Source organism: Kosakonia sp. YIM B13571 (assembly GCF_042788095.1).
In the GTDB taxonomy this organism is placed as follows: Bacteria; Pseudomonadota; Gammaproteobacteria; order Enterobacterales; family Enterobacteriaceae; genus Kosakonia; species Kosakonia quasisacchari.
Map to the genome: position 1 here is coordinate 92451 of NZ_JBHZPL010000013.1, position 17559 is coordinate 110009.

Annotated in this window: 16 protein-coding genes and 1 riboswitch; of the genes, 10 read left to right on the top strand and 6 right to left on the bottom strand. The window is 54.4% G+C overall.

Going from position 1 to position 17559, the window contains the following annotated elements:
• Positions 1 to 51: 51 nt before the first annotated feature.
• Complete coding sequence (bacA, locus tag ACFX4O_RS21730; protein ID WP_131407629.1) at positions 52 to 870, top strand: undecaprenyl-diphosphate phosphatase; 819 nt, start codon at positions 52 to 54, stop codon at positions 868 to 870.
• 11 nt (positions 871 to 881) lie between these two features.
• Here bacA and ACFX4O_RS21735 read toward each other — a convergent pair whose 3' ends face one another.
• On the bottom strand, positions 882 to 2123 hold the full coding sequence (locus tag ACFX4O_RS21735) for a multifunctional CCA addition/repair protein (RefSeq protein WP_380211182.1): 1242 nt from the start codon (positions 2121 to 2123) through the stop codon (positions 882 to 884).
• A 67-nt stretch (positions 2124 to 2190) separates the two neighbouring features.
• Complete coding sequence (locus tag ACFX4O_RS21740) at positions 2191 to 2805, bottom strand: TIGR04211 family SH3 domain-containing protein (RefSeq protein WP_131407625.1); 615 nt, start codon at positions 2803 to 2805, stop codon at positions 2191 to 2193.
• A gap of 239 nt (positions 2806 to 3044) precedes the next feature.
• Between ACFX4O_RS21740 and ACFX4O_RS21745 the strand changes: the two genes are divergently transcribed.
• From ACFX4O_RS21745 to hldE, 3 genes are read left to right on the top strand one after another with little or no spacing between them, the layout of a single operon-like run.
• Entirely contained in the window at positions 3045 to 4346 is a 1302-nt protein-coding gene (locus tag ACFX4O_RS21745; protein WP_131407623.1) for an inorganic triphosphatase, read from the top strand.
• Positions 4347 to 4362: 16 nt separating this feature from the next.
• Positions 4363 to 7212, top strand: coding sequence for a bifunctional [glutamate--ammonia ligase]-adenylyl-L-tyrosine phosphorylase/[glutamate--ammonia-ligase] adenylyltransferase (gene glnE / locus ACFX4O_RS21750; protein ID WP_380211184.1), 2850 nt, complete (start codon positions 4363 to 4365; stop codon positions 7210 to 7212).
• A gap of 46 nt (positions 7213 to 7258) precedes the next feature.
• Positions 7259 to 8689 (top strand): bifunctional D-glycero-beta-D-manno-heptose-7-phosphate kinase/D-glycero-beta-D-manno-heptose 1-phosphate adenylyltransferase HldE, encoded by a 1431-nt coding sequence (gene hldE / locus ACFX4O_RS21755; RefSeq protein WP_380211185.1) that lies wholly within the window; start codon positions 7259 to 7261, stop codon positions 8687 to 8689.
• Between the two features lie 55 nt (positions 8690 to 8744).
• On the opposite strand, the gene ubiK is transcribed toward hldE, so the two are convergent.
• Complete coding sequence (ubiK, locus tag ACFX4O_RS21760) at positions 8745 to 9044, bottom strand: ubiquinone biosynthesis accessory factor UbiK (RefSeq protein ID WP_131407616.1); 300 nt, start codon at positions 9042 to 9044, stop codon at positions 8745 to 8747.
• Positions 9045 to 9166: 122 nt separating this feature from the next.
• Positions 9167 to 9316: riboswitch (FMN riboswitch) on the top strand.
• A 106-nt stretch (positions 9317 to 9422) separates the two neighbouring features.
• On the opposite strand from ubiK, the gene ribB reads away from it, so the two are divergent.
• Entirely contained in the window at positions 9423 to 10076 is a 654-nt protein-coding gene (gene ribB / locus ACFX4O_RS21765; protein WP_017457444.1) for a 3,4-dihydroxy-2-butanone-4-phosphate synthase, read from the top strand.
• A 240-nt stretch (positions 10077 to 10316) separates the two neighbouring features.
• Positions 10317 to 10490, top strand: a complete 174-nt coding sequence (locus ACFX4O_RS21770; protein WP_380211187.1) for a hypothetical protein — start codon at positions 10317 to 10319, stop codon at positions 10488 to 10490.
• A 27-nt stretch (positions 10491 to 10517) separates the two neighbouring features.
• Here ACFX4O_RS21770 and zupT read toward each other — a convergent pair whose 3' ends face one another.
• The gene (zupT, locus tag ACFX4O_RS21775) at positions 10518 to 11294 is read right to left on the bottom strand and encodes a zinc transporter ZupT (RefSeq protein WP_131407614.1); all 777 of its coding nucleotides are present in this window, start codon (positions 11292 to 11294) and stop codon (positions 10518 to 10520) included.
• A gap of 196 nt (positions 11295 to 11490) precedes the next feature.
• Between zupT and ygiD the strand changes: the two genes are divergently transcribed.
• The 4 genes from ygiD to ACFX4O_RS21795 all read left to right on the top strand — a co-directional run bounded on the left by ygiD (position 11491) and on the right by ACFX4O_RS21795 (position 15455).
• Positions 11491 to 12279: a 4,5-DOPA dioxygenase extradiol gene (gene ygiD, locus ACFX4O_RS21780; protein ID WP_170312054.1), complete on the top strand. Its 789-nt coding sequence runs from the start codon at positions 11491 to 11493 to the stop codon at positions 12277 to 12279.
• A 309-nt stretch (positions 12280 to 12588) separates the two neighbouring features.
• Positions 12589 to 13566 carry a TRAP transporter substrate-binding protein gene (locus ACFX4O_RS21785; protein WP_131407610.1) on the top strand — a complete coding sequence of 326 codons (978 nt, stop codon included), beginning with the start codon at positions 12589 to 12591 and terminating at the stop codon, positions 13564 to 13566.
• A 62-nt stretch (positions 13567 to 13628) separates the two neighbouring features.
• Positions 13629 to 14138: a TRAP transporter small permease gene (locus ACFX4O_RS21790; protein ID WP_131407608.1), complete on the top strand. Its 510-nt coding sequence runs from the start codon at positions 13629 to 13631 to the stop codon at positions 14136 to 14138.
• A gap of 30 nt (positions 14139 to 14168) precedes the next feature.
• Complete coding sequence (locus ACFX4O_RS21795) at positions 14169 to 15455, top strand: TRAP transporter large permease (RefSeq protein ID WP_131407606.1); 1287 nt, start codon at positions 14169 to 14171, stop codon at positions 15453 to 15455.
• A 45-nt stretch (positions 15456 to 15500) separates the two neighbouring features.
• Here ACFX4O_RS21795 and ACFX4O_RS21800 read toward each other — a convergent pair whose 3' ends face one another.
• Both ACFX4O_RS21800 and ACFX4O_RS21805 read right to left on the bottom strand, forming a co-directional pair.
• Complete coding sequence (locus ACFX4O_RS21800; RefSeq protein ID WP_380211191.1) at positions 15501 to 16661, bottom strand: glutathionylspermidine synthase family protein; 1161 nt, start codon at positions 16659 to 16661, stop codon at positions 15501 to 15503.
• A gap of 5 nt (positions 16662 to 16666) precedes the next feature.
• The gene (locus ACFX4O_RS21805; protein ID WP_131407602.1) at positions 16667 to 17335 is read right to left on the bottom strand and encodes a DUF1190 family protein; all 669 of its coding nucleotides are present in this window, start codon (positions 17333 to 17335) and stop codon (positions 16667 to 16669) included.
• Positions 17336 to 17559: the final 224 nt, after the last annotated feature.

Genomic DNA, 17559 nt, shown 5'->3' on the forward strand with positions numbered 1-17559 from the left:
GGCTTCTCCGCGGGATAAGCCGTTTTTTATATCTTTTTAGGGGTTTATTTGATGGGCGATATGCATTCATTGCTGGTAGCAGCCATTCTGGGTGTCGTTGAAGGTCTCACAGAATTTCTGCCCGTATCCAGTACCGGTCACATGATCATCGTGGGGCATTTATTAGGCTTTGAAGGTGATACGGCAAAAACGTTCGAGGTGGTGATCCAGTTAGGTTCGATCCTCGCGGTAGTGGTGATGTTCTGGCGGCGTTTGTTTGGCCTGATCGGCATTCATTTCGGCAAGCAGCCGCATGAAGGCACTGGCACCGGCCGCCTGACGCTGATTCATATCCTGCTAGGCATGATCCCGGCGGTGGTGCTGGGGCTGGTATTCCACGATACCATCAAGTTGCTGTTTAACCCGCTAAACGTGACCTATGCGCTGGTGGTCGGTGGTGTCTTGCTGATTGCCGCTGAAGTGCTGAAGCCGAAAGTCCCGCGCGCGCAGGGCGTTGATGACATGACTTATCGCCAGGCGTTTATGATTGGTTGCTTCCAGTGTCTGGCGCTGTGGCCGGGTTTTTCCCGTTCCGGGGCGACGATCTCCGGCGGTATGCTGATGGGCGTTAGCCGCTATGCGGCGTCCGAGTTCTCTTTCCTGCTGGCGGTGCCGATGATGATGGGCGCGACGGTACTGGATCTCTACAAGAGCATGGGCTTTCTCACCGTGGGGGATATCCCGATGTTCGCCGTCGGTTTTATCACCGCGTTTATCGTTGCGCTGATCGCCATTAAAACCTTCCTGGAGCTGATTAAACACATCTCCTTTATTCCATTCGCGATTTACCGTTTTGTGGTCGCGGCAGCGGTTTATCTGGTTTTCTTCTAAGACTTGCGCCCTCAGTCTTTCGGCTGAGGGCAACGATGTTCCTTCCAGGCCGCCAGCGCCGCAATCCGCCGACGCGTCAGTTCTTCACGCACTTCCGCTCCCTTAAAACCTGCCTCTATGACTGGTTTAGTCGGCACGGCGCGCGCCACTTCCCAGGCTTCACGCAGTAAACGCCCCTGCGAATAGTCGCAGGCTTCAAAACCGGTGCGCCCACGCACGTCCGCTTCGCTGGTTAGTGCGATTTGCTCAACACGCTGCGGTTTACGCCACGCGTCGATAGAATCGAACAGTTTGACGATGGTTTTCGGCTGCAAAATGGGGAAGGTATGAATCAGGTCGTGAAACTCCGCCACCAGTTTGGCTAAATCGCGGATCTCGTTTGGGACGCGTAGCCGCTGGCACAACCCATCGACCAGTTTTACGCCCGCCGGGCCGTGCCCATGATGGCGCGGCCAGAGCGCTTTTGGCGTCAAGCCCTTGCCTAAATCGTGGCACAAGGTAGCGAAGCGCACGTCCACCTGCGGGCTGAGCATTGCCGCCATTGAGAGCGTCATCAGCGTATGTACGCCCGTGTCGATTTCTGGGTGCCATTTCGCCGGTGCCGGTACGCCAAACAGGGCGTCAATTTCCGGGAACAGCACTTTCAGCGCGCCGCAATCGCGTAACACCTGAAAATAAACCTGCGGATTGCGGGTTTGCAGCGCATTTTCGGTCTCTTTCCACACCCGTTCGGCTGTCAGGTGTTCAAGTTCGCCCGCTTCGGTCATCGAGCGCATTAAGGCCAGCGTTTCATCGGCGATACGGAAGCTGAGGTGTGCGTAACGGGCGGCAAAGCGCGCGACGCGTAACACGCGCAGCGGATCTTCACCAAAAGCCGGGGAAACGTGGCGCAGAATGCGGTTACGCAGATCCTGCTGGCCGCCATAGGGATCGATAATCTCGCCCTGGCTATCTTGCGCCAGCGCATTCACGGTTAAATCGCGGCGTAGCAGATCCTGCTCCAGCGTAACGTCTGGTGCTGCATAACAGGTGAAACCGGTATAGCCGGAGCCAGACTTACGCTCGGTACGCGCCAGCGCATACTCTTCGTGGCTTTGCGGATGGAGGAACACAGGAAAATCGCGGCCTACCTGCTGGTAACCCGCGTCAAGCATCGCTTGCGGCGTCGCGCCGACAACAACCCAATCTTTGTCTTTGACCGGCAGGCCCAACAACATATCGCGTACTGCACCACCGACCAGATAACTCTTCACGCCGCCACTCTCCTCTACACATTTGCTGACAGATAATACGTAAGTGTAGAGAAGATGGCGAATCTGCTTAGTTCATCCAGCGATCTTTGCGTTTACGGGTGGGGATCATATGCGGTAACAACAGACCGAGGATCAGGCCCGCGCCCAGCACACCGCCGCCATACATAAACCACTGCATAATGATGGTGCGCTGTTTGTCATCCAGTTGCAGGTTCGCGGCGCTCACCTTCTTCTGCGCCACGATTAACTCATTTTTGAGCTTTTGATTTTCATCTTTCAGCCCGCTAATCACGCCATCGCTCTGGGCGACTTTCTGCTGCATTTCGGCGGTTTTCTGGTTCCAGGTATTGTCGATATTGTTCAGTTTATCGGTCAGTGTTTTCACCTGGTTTTCCAGTTCCGGCACACGGGTGCGCAGGCTTGGCTGGCTGTTCAGCTCTTTCAAGGGGATCCACGCGGTACGCCCGGTGCTATCGCGCACCTGGCCGTAATCACTGTTTTCCTGCAACAGCGTGACTTCCTCGCCGGCATTCACCGTGCCGACAAGGCGATAATTATCGCCCGGGCCGCTACGTATCCAGGTATTCAGTTCGTCGGAAACATAACGTTTTTCTTCGGCGTGGGTACCAACAGACACGCTAAGTGCAAAAAGGGTCAATCCAATCAGGCGTAATTTTGGCATCAGGCAGTCATTATTTTCATTAAACGTGAGTGATAAACAGTGGCAACAGTCTGACGACACCCGGCTGCTGGCATCAATCGGAATCTTCCAGGTCAAACTGCACACTTACGCGAACTTTTGCACCCGTCAGATTGCGCATTGCATGGCAATTTGACACAAAATACTATCTACTGACAAACATCGGGCGCGTTAGTTCGCCGAAATTTTCACTGATGTGACATAACCATAAGTGCAAGGCCATGGCTCAGGAAATCGAATTAAAGTTTATCGTGAAGAGCGACAGCGTGGAAACGCTTCGTCAACATCTGCATACGCTGACCGAAGAACATATCGCGTCCAGCCAGTTACTCAACATTTATTACGAGACGCCGGATAACTGGCTGCGCAGTCACGATATGGGGCTGCGCATCCGCGGTTTTGACGGCCAGTACGAGATGACGATGAAAATCGCCGGGCGGGTGATTGGCGGTTTGCATCAGCGGCCTGAATACAATATTCCGCTTACCCAGCCCGAGCTTGATCTTGCGCGCTTCCCGGCGGAAGTGTGGCCTGATGGCGTGCTACCTGCAGATTTACAAGCGCGAGTGCAGCCGCTGTTTAGCACGGATTTCTACCGTGAAAAATGGCTGGTTAACGTTGGCGAGAGCCGCATTGAAATTGGCCTTGATTTAGGCGAAGTCAAAGCGGGTGAATTTGCCGAGCCGATTTGTGAACTGGAGCTGGAACTGCTGAGCGGTTCTCCGGCGGATATCCTCAAGCTGGCGCGCCAACTGGTAAATGTTTCCGGGTTACGTCAGGGCAGCCTGAGCAAAGCGGCGCGCGGTTATCACCTGGCGCAGGGCAATGCCGTGCGCGAACGCCGCCCAACGGCGATTCTGCAAACCCCCGCCAAGGCTAGCATCGAGCAGGCTTTTGCCGCCGCGCTGGAACTGGCGTTGTCACAATGGCAATACCATGAAGAGCTGTGGGTGCGTGGAAATGAGAAAGCGAAAGCCGACGTTCTGAGCGCCATTGCGTTGCTACGCCACACGCTGGCGCTGTTTGGCGGTATTGTTCCGCGAAAAGCGAGCGCTCACTTACGTGATCTGTTGACACAGTCCGAAGCGACCATTACTTCTGCCGTTTCAGCAAATACGGCGGTGTGGAGCGCACAATCTGCCCTGGCGAAACTGGTGCTGACCGAGTGGTTAGTGACGCAGGGCTGGCGAACCTTCCTTGATGCAAAAGCGCAGGCCAAATTCGCCGACTCTTTTAAACGCTTTGCTGATGTTCATCTGTCACGCAGCGCCGCTGAGCTGAAAAAAGCCTTTGCCCAGCCGCTGGGCGACAGCTATCGCGACCAGTTGCCACGCCTGGCGCGAGATATCGACAGCGCATTCCTGCTCGCCGGACATTATGACCGGGCGCGGGCCGTGGAATGGCTGGAAAATTGGCAGGGTCTTCAGTACGCCATTGAAACGCGCCAGAGAGTCGAAATCGAACATTTCCGTAATACCGCGATTACCCAGGAGCCGTTCTGGTTGCACAGCGGAAAACGTTAACGAAAGGATATTTCGCATGCCGCACCACGCAGGATTGTCGCAGCACTGGCAAACGGTTTTTTCTCGTCTGCCGGAATCGCTTACCTCGCAGCCATTGAGCGCGCAGGCGCAGTCAGTGCTCACTTTTAGTGATTTTGTTCAGGACAGCATCATCGCGCATCCTGAGTGGCTGGCGGAGCTTGAAAGCACGCCGCCGCCTGCGAACGAGTGGCAAAACTATGCGCCATGGCTGCAAGCGGCACTGGATGGCGTCACTGATGAAGCCTCGCTGATGCGTGCGCTGCGGCTGTTTCGCCGCCGGATCATGGTGCGTATCGCCTGGAGCCAGGCGCTACAGTTAGTGGCGGAAGAGGCTATCCTGCAACAGCTCAGCGTACTGGCGGAAACCCTGATCGTCGCCGCGCGTGACTGGCTTTATGACGCATGCTGTCGTGAGTGGGGAACGCCGTGCAATCCGCAAGGCGTGGCGCAGCCGATGCTGGTGCTTGGCATGGGAAAACTGGGCGGCGGCGAACTCAATTTTTCATCCGATATCGATTTGATTTTTGCCTGGCCGGAAAATGGCGCAACGCGCGGCGGGCGTCGTGAACTGGATAATGCCCAATTTTTCACCCGCCTTGGCCAACGGCTGATTAAAGTCCTCGACCAGCCAACGCAAGATGGCTTTGTCTACCGCGTCGATATGCGCTTGCGCCCGTTTGGCGATAGCGGACCGCTGGTGCTGAGCTTCGCCGCGCTGGAAGATTATTACCAGGAGCAGGGGCGCGACTGGGAACGCTACGCGATGGTGAAAGCGCGCATTATGGGCGACAACGACGGCGATCATGCGCGAGAGTTACGCGCGATGCTGCGCCCGTTTGTCTTCCGCCGCTATATCGACTTCAGCGTGATCCAGTCCCTGCGTAACATGAAAGGGATGATTGCCCGCGAAGTGCGTCGCCGTGGCCTGAAAGACAACATTAAACTCGGTGCGGGCGGGATCCGCGAAATTGAATTTATCGTCCAGGTTTTCCAGTTGATTCGCGGCGGTCGCGAGCCTGCGCTGCAATCCCGCTCGCTGTTGCCGACGCTTGCTGCCATAGATCAACTGCATCTGCTGCCGGATGGCGATGCAGCCCGGCTGCGCGAAGCGTATTTGTGGCTACGACGGCTGGAAAATCTGCTGCAAAGCATCAATGACGAACAGACACAGACGCTGCCGGGCGATGAGTTGAATCGCGTGCGCCTCGCCTGGGGAATGGGCAAAGAGAGCTGGGAAGCGCTCAGCGAAACGCTGGATGCGCACATGTCTGCGGTGCGTCAGATTTTCAACGATTTGATTGGCGATGATGAAACGGATTCGTCAGAAGATGCCCTTTCTGAGAGCTGGCGCGAACTGTGGCAGGACGCCTTGCAGGAGGAGGACTCTACGCCTGTGTTGGCACACCTCTCAGAGGATGATCGCCGTCGCGTGGTGGCGCTGATTGCTGATTTTCGCAACGAGATGGATAAACGCACCATTGGCCCGCGCGGGCGGCAGGTGCTTGATCACTTAATGCCGCATCTGCTCAGCGATGTTTGTTCGCGCGACGATGCGCCAGTGCCGCTGTCGCGCCTGACACCACTGCTCACCGGGATTATTACCCGCACGACCTACCTTGAGCTGCTGAGTGAATTCCCCGGCGCACTGAAACACCTGATTTCCCTGTGCGCCGCTTCGCCTATGGTTGCCAGCCAACTGGCGCGCTACCCGATCCTGCTCGATGAACTTCTCGACCCGAACACGCTCTATCAACCGACGGCAATGAATGCCTATCGCGATGAGCTGCGACAATATCTGCTGCGCGTGCCGGAAGATGATGAAGAGCAACAACTGGAGGCGCTGCGGCAGTTTAAGCAGGCGCAGTTGCTGCGTGTGGCGGCGGCAGATATCGCCGGTACACTGCCAGTGATGAAAGTGAGTGATCACTTAACCTGGCTGGCGGAAGCGATTATAGATGCGGTGGTGCAGCAAGCCTGGGGGCAGATGGTGGCGCGTTATGGCCAGCCGACGCATTTGCACGATCGCGAAGGGCGAGGTTTCGCGGTGGTTGGTTATGGAAAACTAGGTGGCTGGGAGCTGGGTTACAGTTCCGATCTGGATCTGGTGTTCCTGCACGACTGCCCGATGGATGTGATGACCGATGGCGAGCGTGAAATCGATGGCCGCCAGTTCTATCTGCGCCTCGCACAGCGCGTGATGCACCTGTTCAGTACGCGCACGTCGTCCGGCATTCTTTATGAAGTCGACGCACGTCTGCGCCCATCTGGCGCTGCGGGGATGCTGGTCACCACTACGGAATCGTTCGCCGATTATCAGCAACACGAAGCCTGGACGTGGGAGCATCAGGCACTGGCGCGTGCGCGCGTGGTGTACGGCGATCCGCAATTGACCGCCGAATTTGATGCCATTCGCCGCGATATCTTGATGACGCCTCGCGATGGCGCAACGCTGCAAACGGAAGTGCGCGAAATGCGCGAGAAAATGCGCGCCCATCTCGGCAACAAGCACAAAGACCGCTTCGATCTGAAAGCTGATGAGGGCGGTATCACAGACATCGAGTTTATCGCCCAATATCTGGTGCTGCGCTTTGCCCATGACAAGCCTAAACTGACGCGCTGGTCGGATAACGTGCGCATTCTCGAAGGGCTTGCGCAAAATGGCATCATGGAGGAGCAGGAAGCGCAGGCATTGACGCTGGCGTACACCACGCTGCGTGATGAGCTGCACCACCTGGCGCTGCAAGAGCTGCCAGGGCATGTGGCGCTCTCCTGTTTTGTCGCCGAGCGTGCGCTTATCAAAACCAGCTGGGACAAGTGGCTGGTGGAACCGTGCGCCCCGGCGTAAGTGTGGTATTATCGCGCGCAAATTTTGTATCTCTCAGGAGACAGGAATGAAAGTGACGCTGCCAGAGTTTAAGCAAGCCGGTGTAATGGTGGTGGGTGATGTGATGCTGGATCGTTACTGGTACGGCCCAACCAGCCGCATCTCTCCGGAAGCGCCAGTCCCGGTTGTTAAAGTCGATACCATTGAAGAGCGTCCGGGCGGCGCGGCAAACGTGGCGATGAACATCGCCTCGCTGGGCGCCACGGCGCGTCTGGTTGGCCTGACTGGCATTGACGATGCGGCGCGCGCGCTGAGTAAGGCGCTGGCGGATGTTAACGTTAAATGTGACTTTGTTTCTGTTCCGACGCATCCAACGATCACCAAATTACGTGTGCTGTCGCGCAACCAGCAACTGATTCGCCTGGACTTTGAAGAGGGCTTTGAAGGGGTCGATCCACAACCGTTGCATGAACGCATCAGCCAGGCGCTGAGCGGCATTGGCGCGCTGGTGCTATCGGATTACGCCAAAGGTGCGCTGGCAAGCGTTCAACAGATGATCGCGCTGGCGCGTAAAGCCGGTGTACCGGTGCTTATCGATCCGAAAGGCACGGATTTTGAACGCTATCGCGGTGCGACATTGCTGACCCCGAATCTGTCGGAATTTGAAGCAGTAGCCGGGAAATGCAAAAGCGAAGACGAGATCGTTGAACGCGGCATGAAAGTGATTGCCGATTACGAACTCTCTGCGCTGCTGGTTACCCGTTCCGAACAAGGAATGACGCTGTTGCAGCCGGGTAAAGCACCGCTGCATATGCCGACCCAGGCGCAGGAAGTGTATGACGTCACCGGCGCAGGCGATACGGTGATTGGTGTGCTGGCGGCGACGCTGGCGGCCGGGAATTCGCTGGAAGAGGCGTGCTATTTCGCCAACGCAGCCGCAGGCGTGGTGGTCGGTAAACTTGGCACCTCTATCGTGTCGCCAATCGAGCTTGAAAACGCGGTGCGTGGCCGTGCGGAAACTGGCTTCGGTGTGATGACGGAAGATGAACTGAAAGTCGCTGTCGCAGCGGCGCGTAAGCGCGGCGAGAAAGTGGTGATGACCAACGGGGTGTTCGACATTCTGCATGCCGGACACGTCTCTTATCTGGCGAATGCGCGCAAACTGGGCGATCGCCTGATTGTTGCGGTTAACAGTGACGCGTCCACCAAACGCCTGAAAGGGGAAACCCGCCCGGTGAACCCGCTGGAGCAGCGCATGATTGTGCTGAGCGCGCTGGAAGCGGTGGATTGGGTAGTATCGTTTGAAGAGGATACACCGCAGCGCCTGATTGCCGGGATCCTGCCGGATCTGCTGGTAAAAGGGGGGGATTACAAACCCGAACAGATCGCTGGCAGCGAAGAAGTGTGGGCGAACGGCGGCGAAGTGCTGGTGCTCAACTTTGAAGATGGTTGCTCAACCACCAACATCATCAAAAAGATCCAGAAAGATAGCCAATAACGGCGCTGTTGGTTAATGGTGAAAAAGAAAAAGCCCTCTTTATGAGGGCTTTTTACTATTGTTCATCAACCGGTGGAATGGCGGGTGCCGGTTTTACTTCGGCGACGTTGCCACTGTTGCGAGCTTCCAGCTCGCTGAGGCGCTGTTCCAGTAATGCCAGTTTCTCGCGGGTGCGCAACAGAACTTGTGTCTGCACGTCAAACTCTTCGCGGCTGACCAGATCGAGGCGGGTTAACTGCGATTGCAGCGTCTGGCGGATTTTCTTCTCAACGTCTTCCCCAAACTCACGGATCCCTTTCGGCATGGATTCGTGAACCTGTCGCGCAATCTGTTCAATTTTCTTCGGATCAATCATTTTGGGGTCCCTGTTCGGATAGGTTCATTGGGTTATTGTAGTGTGATAACCCAAGGTGATAAACCAGAATTGTTTGAAGCTTATGCATTGCCGAAGATTATCAATGGCGTTATAGTTATCCCGCTTATTCTCAGGGCGGGGCGAAATTCCCCACCGGCGGTAAATCAGCGAATGCTGAAAGCCCGCGAGCGCTTCAGGTTAACGCCTGAAGGTCAGCAGATCCGGTGTAATTCCGGGGCCGACGGTTAAAGTCCGGATGGGAGAGAGTAACGAATCTGTCGGGCAATGACGCCCGCTCGCGTTATTTTTTTGCCGCATTGCGACACTCCTAAGACTGCCCTGATTCTGGTAACCATAACTTTATTGAGGTCTTTTACCATGAATCAGACGCTGCTTTCTTCTTTTGGCACGCCTTTCCAACGTATTGAACACGCTCTTGCCGCGCTGCGCGAAGGTCGTGGCGTGATGGTGCTCGATGACGAGAACCGGGAAAACGAAGGCGACATGATTTTCGCTGCTGAAACCATGACCGTAGAGCAGATGGCGCTGACCATTCGCCACGGTAGCGGCATTGTTTGCCTGTGCCTGACCGACGAACGCCGTAAACAACTCGATCTGCCAATGATGGTGGAGAACAATACCAGCGCATTTGGTACCGGTTTTACTGTCACCATTGAAGCGGCGCACGGCGTAACTACCGGCGTTTCGGCAGCCGACCGTCTTACTACCGTGCGTGCGGCGATTGCTGATGGCGCTAAACCATCCGATCTGAACCGTCCTGGCCACGTGTTCCCGCTGCGCGCACAGCCGGGTGGCGTGCTGACTCGCGGTGGTCACACCGAAGCGACTATCGATTTAGTGACCCTGGCGGGCTTCAAACCGGCGGGCGTACTGTGTGAATTAACCAATGACGATGGCTCGATGGCGCGTGCACCGGAGTGCATCGCATTTGCGAAACAGCACAATATGGCAGTAGTGACCATTGAAGACCTGGTGGCCTATCGCCAGGAACATGAGCGCAAAGCCAGCTAATCTTTAGCCTTATCCATAAAAATCCGCAGCTATCGCCTGCGGATTTTTTTTGCCTGTTCTGCATCAAAGTTTGGCGCGCTTCTCATCGTCACGCATTGAAAATCTATTGTTCTACTTATAAAGTGGTAAGCGCTGTGGCGAGTATTAAAAGGGATTTGAGATTTTTCTAACTCGTTCAATTTAAGTGGCTTTGTAATTAATTTGTGAAGCAACTTTTGCCGAATATATGACGGAGGCAATGTGTTCATTTCCTGGTATTGGATTGTGGCTGTTGTTTTGATTGTCCTTGGCTATATCCACGTGCTTAAACGTAATTGCAAAGCCTGCCGCCATGATCGGGAAGCAATATATAAAGGCTATTTACGTGTGGTTGATGAGTTGAAAAAACGTCGGCGCGTTGGGCAGGGTGATTGATACGCCGCTGCCCACGATTACCCTAACTTAACCGCCAAACCCCATCGCCTGTAACGCCACCAGGCTTAATCCCATCACCGACATGCCGCACAGCACGCCGTAGCTGGGGTTGTTATTGGGATCGATCTCTTTTGCCAGCGGCATCAGCTCATCGACCGACAGCGCCACCATAATCCCCGCGACCGCAGCCATTATCGCCGCCATAACGACTGGCGAGACCAGGCTTCCCAGAATCAGCCACGCCAGCACGCCACCAAGGATTTCTGCCATACCTGAAATGCCTGCCCAGAACACCGCACTGCGTTTTGACCCGGTTGCCGCATACACTGGCCCGGCGACCGCCAGCCCTTCAGGAATATTGTGTAACGCGACCGCAAAGGCGATGCCAAAGCCGAGCTCCAAATCGTTGCTGGCGGTAACGTAAGTGGCGATCCCTTCAGGGAAGTTATGCAGGCTAATACCAAGCGTCAGCAAAATGGCGGTACGGCGAATGCCGCGCGGAAAAGTTTGCTGTGTGCCCTGCATTAAATCTTGCGGATGCGCGTGTGGTAGCATGCGATCCAGCGCGAAATAGCCCAGCAGCCCGACCACAAACATGCCGTAACCCAGCATGGGCGACATATTCTTCGTTGCCAGCGCGGCAGGCAGCATCTCCATCAGAGAGATCAGCAGCATGATCCCGGCGGCAAAACCGAGCGAAAACGCCAGTACGCGGTTTGAGGGCTTCTGGCCGATAACACCAAGAAGCGCGCCAATAAACGTCGCCGCGCCTGCCAGGATGGTCAGAATCAAAGGTACTGACATAAGTTGCTCCTTTATGATAATCATTCTCATTAATCTAAGTTTTTGTAGCAGGAAAAGCGAGACGGCTTAGCTACTTTTACGCATTCCTTACATTCAAAATTACTGATGATCTTCATCATGGTTATCTGAGTTCTTCGCCTACCGAAAAAGCGTAATCTACGTTTATCAAATAGACACACTCAGTAAGGATATCACCATGTCAGCACCTCGCATGCCTGCACTGTTTTTGGGCCACGGTAGCCCAATGAATGTGCTGGAAGATAACGTTTATACCCGCGCCTGGGGCGCTCTGGGCGAGACGCTGCCACGCCCGAAAGCGATTGTGGTGGTATCCGCGCACTGGTTTACCCGCGGAACCGGCGTGACCGCAATGGAAGCGCCGAAAACTATCCATGATTTCGGCGGCTTCCCGCAAGCGTTATACGATACGCATTATCCGGCTCCTGGCTCGCCGGAGCTGGCGCAACGCCTGGTGGAATTGCTCGCGCCTGTGCCGGTAACGCTGGATAAAGAAGCCTGGGGGTTTGACCACGGTTCATGGGGCGTGTTGATCAAAATGTACCCGAACGCGGATATTCCGATGGTGCAGCTCAGTATCGACAGCACCAAACCGGCGGCATGGCACTTTGAAATGGGCCGCAAGCTGGCGGCGCTTCGCGATGAAGGCATCATATTGGTAGCCAGCGGTAACGTGGTACATAACCTGCGTACCGCAAAATGGCATGGCGAGAATACGCCGTATCCGTGGGCAACATCGTTCAATGATTATGTGAAAGAGAACCTGACCTGGCAGGGGCCGACTGAGCAGCATCCATTGGTCAATTATCTTGACCATGAAGGCGGTTCGCTCTCTAACCCAACGCCGGAGCACTTCCTGCCTCTGCTGTACGTGCTTGGCGGATGGGATGGCAAGGAACCGGTGTCGATACCGATTGATGGTATCGAGATGGGATCGCTAAGTATGCTCGCGGTACAGGTTGGCTAAATGAATGGCGCATCAAGCGCCATTTCTTTGCCTGAAAATGGAAAATTTCGAGGAGGATCGCAAAAAATCGTATCTGAAATACGGTTTTTTTGAAAATAAAAAGAGCTCCGCTGCAAAAATGAAACGCTGTGCTGAATTTAGCTTCTTTTTGTGAACATCATCGTCGCAATAACCCACCCGAGTGACTACGCTTCAGAGTGTCTACTTTTTAGACATACCCATAAAAATAATCCGGTGTTATGCCACGAACATTCTGTTCGCGGTCGGTCTTTTGTGCCTAAAAATTAAACCCTCTGGAGACTCGGAAATATGAACTCAGCGAAAACCTTACTGAAAGTCTGTATTAGCTCCGCTCTACTGTTTATCTCCCACGCCTCTGTCGCCCAAACCTTTCGCGCCGCGGATGTTCATCCCGCCGACTACCCGAATGTGGTGGCGGTAAAACATATGGGGGAAAAGCTCAGCAAGGCGACAGACGGTCGGCTGGATATTAAGACCTTTCCAGGCGGCGTATTAGGTGATGAGAAGCAAGTTATTGAGCAGGCGCAAATTGGCGCGATTGATATTATTCGTGTCTCCATGACTCCCGTGGCGGCGATATTACCGGAGATAAACGTCTTTACGTTGCCCTATATTTTCCGCGATGAAGATCATATGCACAAAGTGCTTGATGGCATGATCGGCCAGGAAATTGGCAACCGTTTGTCGGAAAGCAGCAAATCGCGCCTGATCTTCCTGGGCTGGATGGACGCCGGTACACGTAACTTGATCACCAAAGCGCCTGTCACCAAGCCGGAAGATCTTAAGGGTATGAAGATCCGCGTGCAGGGTAGCCCAATTGCGCTCGATACCCTGAAAGCCATGGGGGCAAATTCGGTGGCGATGGGGGTCAGCGAAGTGTTCAGCGGAATGCAAACCGGCGTGATTGATGGCACGGAAAATAACCCGCCAACTTTCGTCGCGCACAACTATTTACCGGTCGTCAAAAATTATACCTGGAGTAAGCATTTTATTATTCCCGAGCTCTTTTTGTTCTCAAAAACCAAATGGGACAAGCTGAAAAAAGAGGACCAGGAATTAATTCTGCAACTGGCGAAAGAGGCACAAGTTGAGCAGCGTGAATTATGGAAAAGCTATAACGAAAAATCGCTTGAAGCGATGAAAACGGGTGGCGTGCAATTCCACGACATCGATACCAAAGCGTTTTATGAAGCGACACAGCCGGTTCGCGATAAATACGGTAAAGAACATCAGGAACTGATTACCCGCATCCAGCAAGTGCAATAACCTCTGCCGGGCAGGCGCGTTTTGCTGCCTGCCCATTTGCAACCTTCACCGGGGAAACTGCTATGGCTGAACGCTATTCGTTGTTGATGGATATTCTGTACCGGATATCGATGTGGATTGCAGGTCTGGCGCTGTTAATTATGGTGGCGATTATTCCGGTGGGCATTTTCGCCCGCTATGTCATGAACAGCGCATTATCGTGGCCGGAGCCGGTCGCCATTATTTGCATGGTGACGTTTACCTTTATTGGTGCCGCCGTGAGCTACCGTGCGGGTTCGCATATCGCGGTCAGCATGGTTACCGATCGTTTAAGCGAACCGCTGCGCAAAATGTGCTTTGTGGTTGCGGAGCTGATGTTGCTGGCGATCAGCCTTTTCATTCTCTGGTACAGCAGCGCGCTGTGCGCGGAGTTATGGGAACAACCGGTTGCCGAATTCCCGCTCTTTACTGCTGGCGAAAGCTATTTGCCGCTGCCGATCGGTTCTGCCATCACCCTATTGTTCATCGTCGAAAAAATGCTTTTTGGCGCGCAACATCACCGCCCGGTGGTGATGTTGGGTTCGTCGAGCTAATCCTCCGATCACATCCCGTAAGGAACGTTTATGGATGCTTTTATTCTGATCTTTACGCTGGCCATTATGCTGGCGGTGGGTGTACCGGTGGCTTACGCCGTGGGCATTAGCGCGGTGCTGGGGGCGTGGTATATCGATATTCCGCTGGAAGCGGTGATGATCCAACTGACTAATGGCGTGAATAAGTTCTCGTTGCTGGCGATCCCGTTTTTTATTCTTGCGGGCGCGATCATGGCCGAAGGGGGAATCGCCCGGCGATTGGTGAATTTCGCCTATATTTTTGTCGGCTTTATTCGCGGCGGACTGTCGTTAGTGAATATTGTTGCTTCGACGTTTTTCGGCGCAATTTCTGGATCGTCCGTAGCAGATACCGCCTCGATCGGTTCAGTGATGATCCCCGAGATGGACAAAAAAGGGTATCCGCGTGATTTTGCCGCCGCGGTCACCGCCAGTGGCTCAGTGCAGGCTATCTTAACGCCGCCGAGCCATAACTCGGTGATCTACTCGTTGGCGACCGGTGGTACGGTTTCTATTGCTGCACTGTTTATTGCCGGGATCCTGCCGGGTTTGTTGCTCAGTTTTACACTGATGGTCATGTGCGTCGCATTTGCTCATAAGCGCGGTTATCCAAAAGGGGAGCGCGTGCCGTTTCGCCAGGCGTTGAAGATCTTCGTGGATACGCTCTGGGGGTTGATGACTGTGGTTATCATCATGGGCGGCATCTTGTCCGGGATTTTCACCGCGACGGAATCGGCGGCGATCGCCTGTCTGTGGGCCTTTTTCGTCACCATGTTTATTTACCGCGATTACAAATGGTCGGAACTGCCGAAGCTGATGTACCGCACGGTGAAAACGGTGACGATCGTAATGATCCTGATTGGTTTTGCCGCCGCGTTCGGGGCGGTAATGACCTATATGCAATTACCTGCTCGCATTACGGAAGCCTTCACCCAAATCTCGGATAACAAATACGTTATTTTAATGTGTATTAACATCATGCTGCTGTTGCTCGGCACGCTGATGGATATGGCGCCGTTGATTTTAATTCTGACGCCGGTGCTGCTGCCGGTGACCAATGCGCTGGGCATCGATCCGGTACATTTCGGCATGATCATGCTGGTTAACCTGGGTATTGGGTTGATCACACCACCTGTCGGTTCGGTGCTGTTTGTCGCCAGTGCGGTGAGCAAGCAGAAGATCGAACAGGTGGTGAAAGCCATGCTGCCGTTCTATCTGGTCCTGTTTTTTGTATTGATGCTGGTGACCTATATTCCGGCGATCTCGCTGTTCCTGCCGAAACTGTTTGGTGTGTTGTAAGGCAATAAAAAACCCGGCTCGGTGGCCGGGTTTTCTTTTATCCCTTTATTCCACAAAGATATGCGGATAGAAGCGGGAGAGATCCTGGGTTATTAGCGCGCGATCTTCACGAATGCCGATCCCGGCGGGCTGATCGTTGATAAGCCAGCTGCCAATCAGCGTATAGCTGTCGCCGAACTTCGGCAGCGGGTAAAACTCTTGCACAATCATGCCTTCTTCGCCGTATGGCCCTTCAACGGCTTCCACCATTTTGCCGTTTTCAATGATCGACACATTTGCGCCTTCGCGGGAAAAAATAGGTTTAACGACGTATTTTTCCATCTCCGGGTGCGGATCTTCGGCAAAATAAGCGGGAAGCAGATTTGGGTGATTCGGGAACATCTCCCACAGTATCGGCAACAGTGCTTTGTTGGAAATGATGCTCTTCCAGGCGGGTTCCAGCCAGCGCACGCCGGCGTCTTCCAGCTTGGTTGAGAACATTTCGCGCAGCATATATTCCCACGGATAGAGCTTAAACAGATTACCAATCACCTGGTCTTGCAAGTCCGTGAACTGACCTTTTTCCCCGAGGCCAATATCTTCGATATAAAGGAATTCGGACGCCAGTTCTGCTTCTGCCGCACAATCCTGCAAGTACTGCACCGTACCGCGATCTTCGACCGTATCGCGGCAGCAGGTGAAATGCAGTAGCTGAAAACCGTGCTGCTCACGCAACTCGGCAAAGCGCTCAATCAGCTTCTCTTGCAGGCTATTGAACTGATCGCTGCCTTGCGGCAGGTTGCCAGCGTTAAGCTGATCTTCCAGCCAAATCCACTGGAAGAACGCTGCTTCATACAGCGAAGTCGGCGTATCAGCATTATTTTCCAGCAACTTGGGTTCGCCCACACCATCCCATGCGAGATCGAGGCGCGAATACAAAGAGGGTTGATGCGTGGCCCATGACTGGCGCACAAAACTCCAGGTGTGCTTAGGAATGCGGAACTTCGCCATCAGTTCATCGCTGGCAACGACTTTCTCGACCACCTTCAGGCACATCTGATGCAATTCTGCGGTCACGTCTTCCAGCTTCTCGACCTGCGCAAGCGTCAGCTTGTAATAGGCATCCTCACACCAGTATGGCTCGCCGTACATGGTGTGAAAATTGAAGCCGTACTCGGTGGCCTTTTCGCGCCAGTCCGGACGCTCGGTAATACTGATTCTTTCCATGGTGCTTAGCCGCCCATTGAACGGGTAGTTGTACCGCTGGCGCTACGCTGCATGGTGTTCTGCTTGGCCACAGACTCACCAAAACCGCCGCGCGTTACCGTGGTCGTGGTAGCCGGTTTCGGTGCCATCGCCGTTTTTGGTACGTTCATGGTACGGCCCGGCTGTGCCGCGCCATAACCTTTACCGGAAGCATCGGTGTACTGACCATAAGCCGGGCTTGCCGGGTTACGCGAGCTGAACAGCGGTTGCTGCGCAAAGCCCGCACCGCCGCCCATCATACGGCCCATCATGTAACCGGCCATCAGCGGCATCCAGAAGCTGCCGCTGGATTGCGCCTGTGCCTGGTTTTCCGGCGCTACGCCCGCCTGCACCGGTGCTGCCTGGCACTGACCTTCACCGAATTCGGCGACGCAATCTTCACGCGTGGCGTATTTCGGCGCGGTGCGCTCAGCTTCTTTCAGCGCATTGTTATAGGCAGTGGTACATTCCGCGCTTTTCCCCGGGTTTGCTGATGAGCAATCATCCGCGTTTTGATACAGGGAAACTGTCTCGTCACTTTTTTCACAACCCGCCAGCATAAAAACGGCGGTAACCGCCAGCGCGACAGGCGTCAGATGACGCGCGCTCCAGCTTTTGCGGAACGTCGAGTGTTGGATGTTTTTTGTCCGTTTCATTGTAATATTCCTGGACCCCAAAGGTATAAGTAAACGGTCAGGATAGAGGATGCGTGATGGAAGTTAAAGCAAGGAGGGGAGGCCTTTACGTTGCCTTACGTAAAAACGGGGGCTGGATGCCCCCGTTGTCGAAAAGTACTGCTTAACGCTTAACGCTTAACGCTTAACGCTTAACGCTTAACGCTTAACGCTTAACGCTTAACGCTTAACGCTTAACGCTTAAC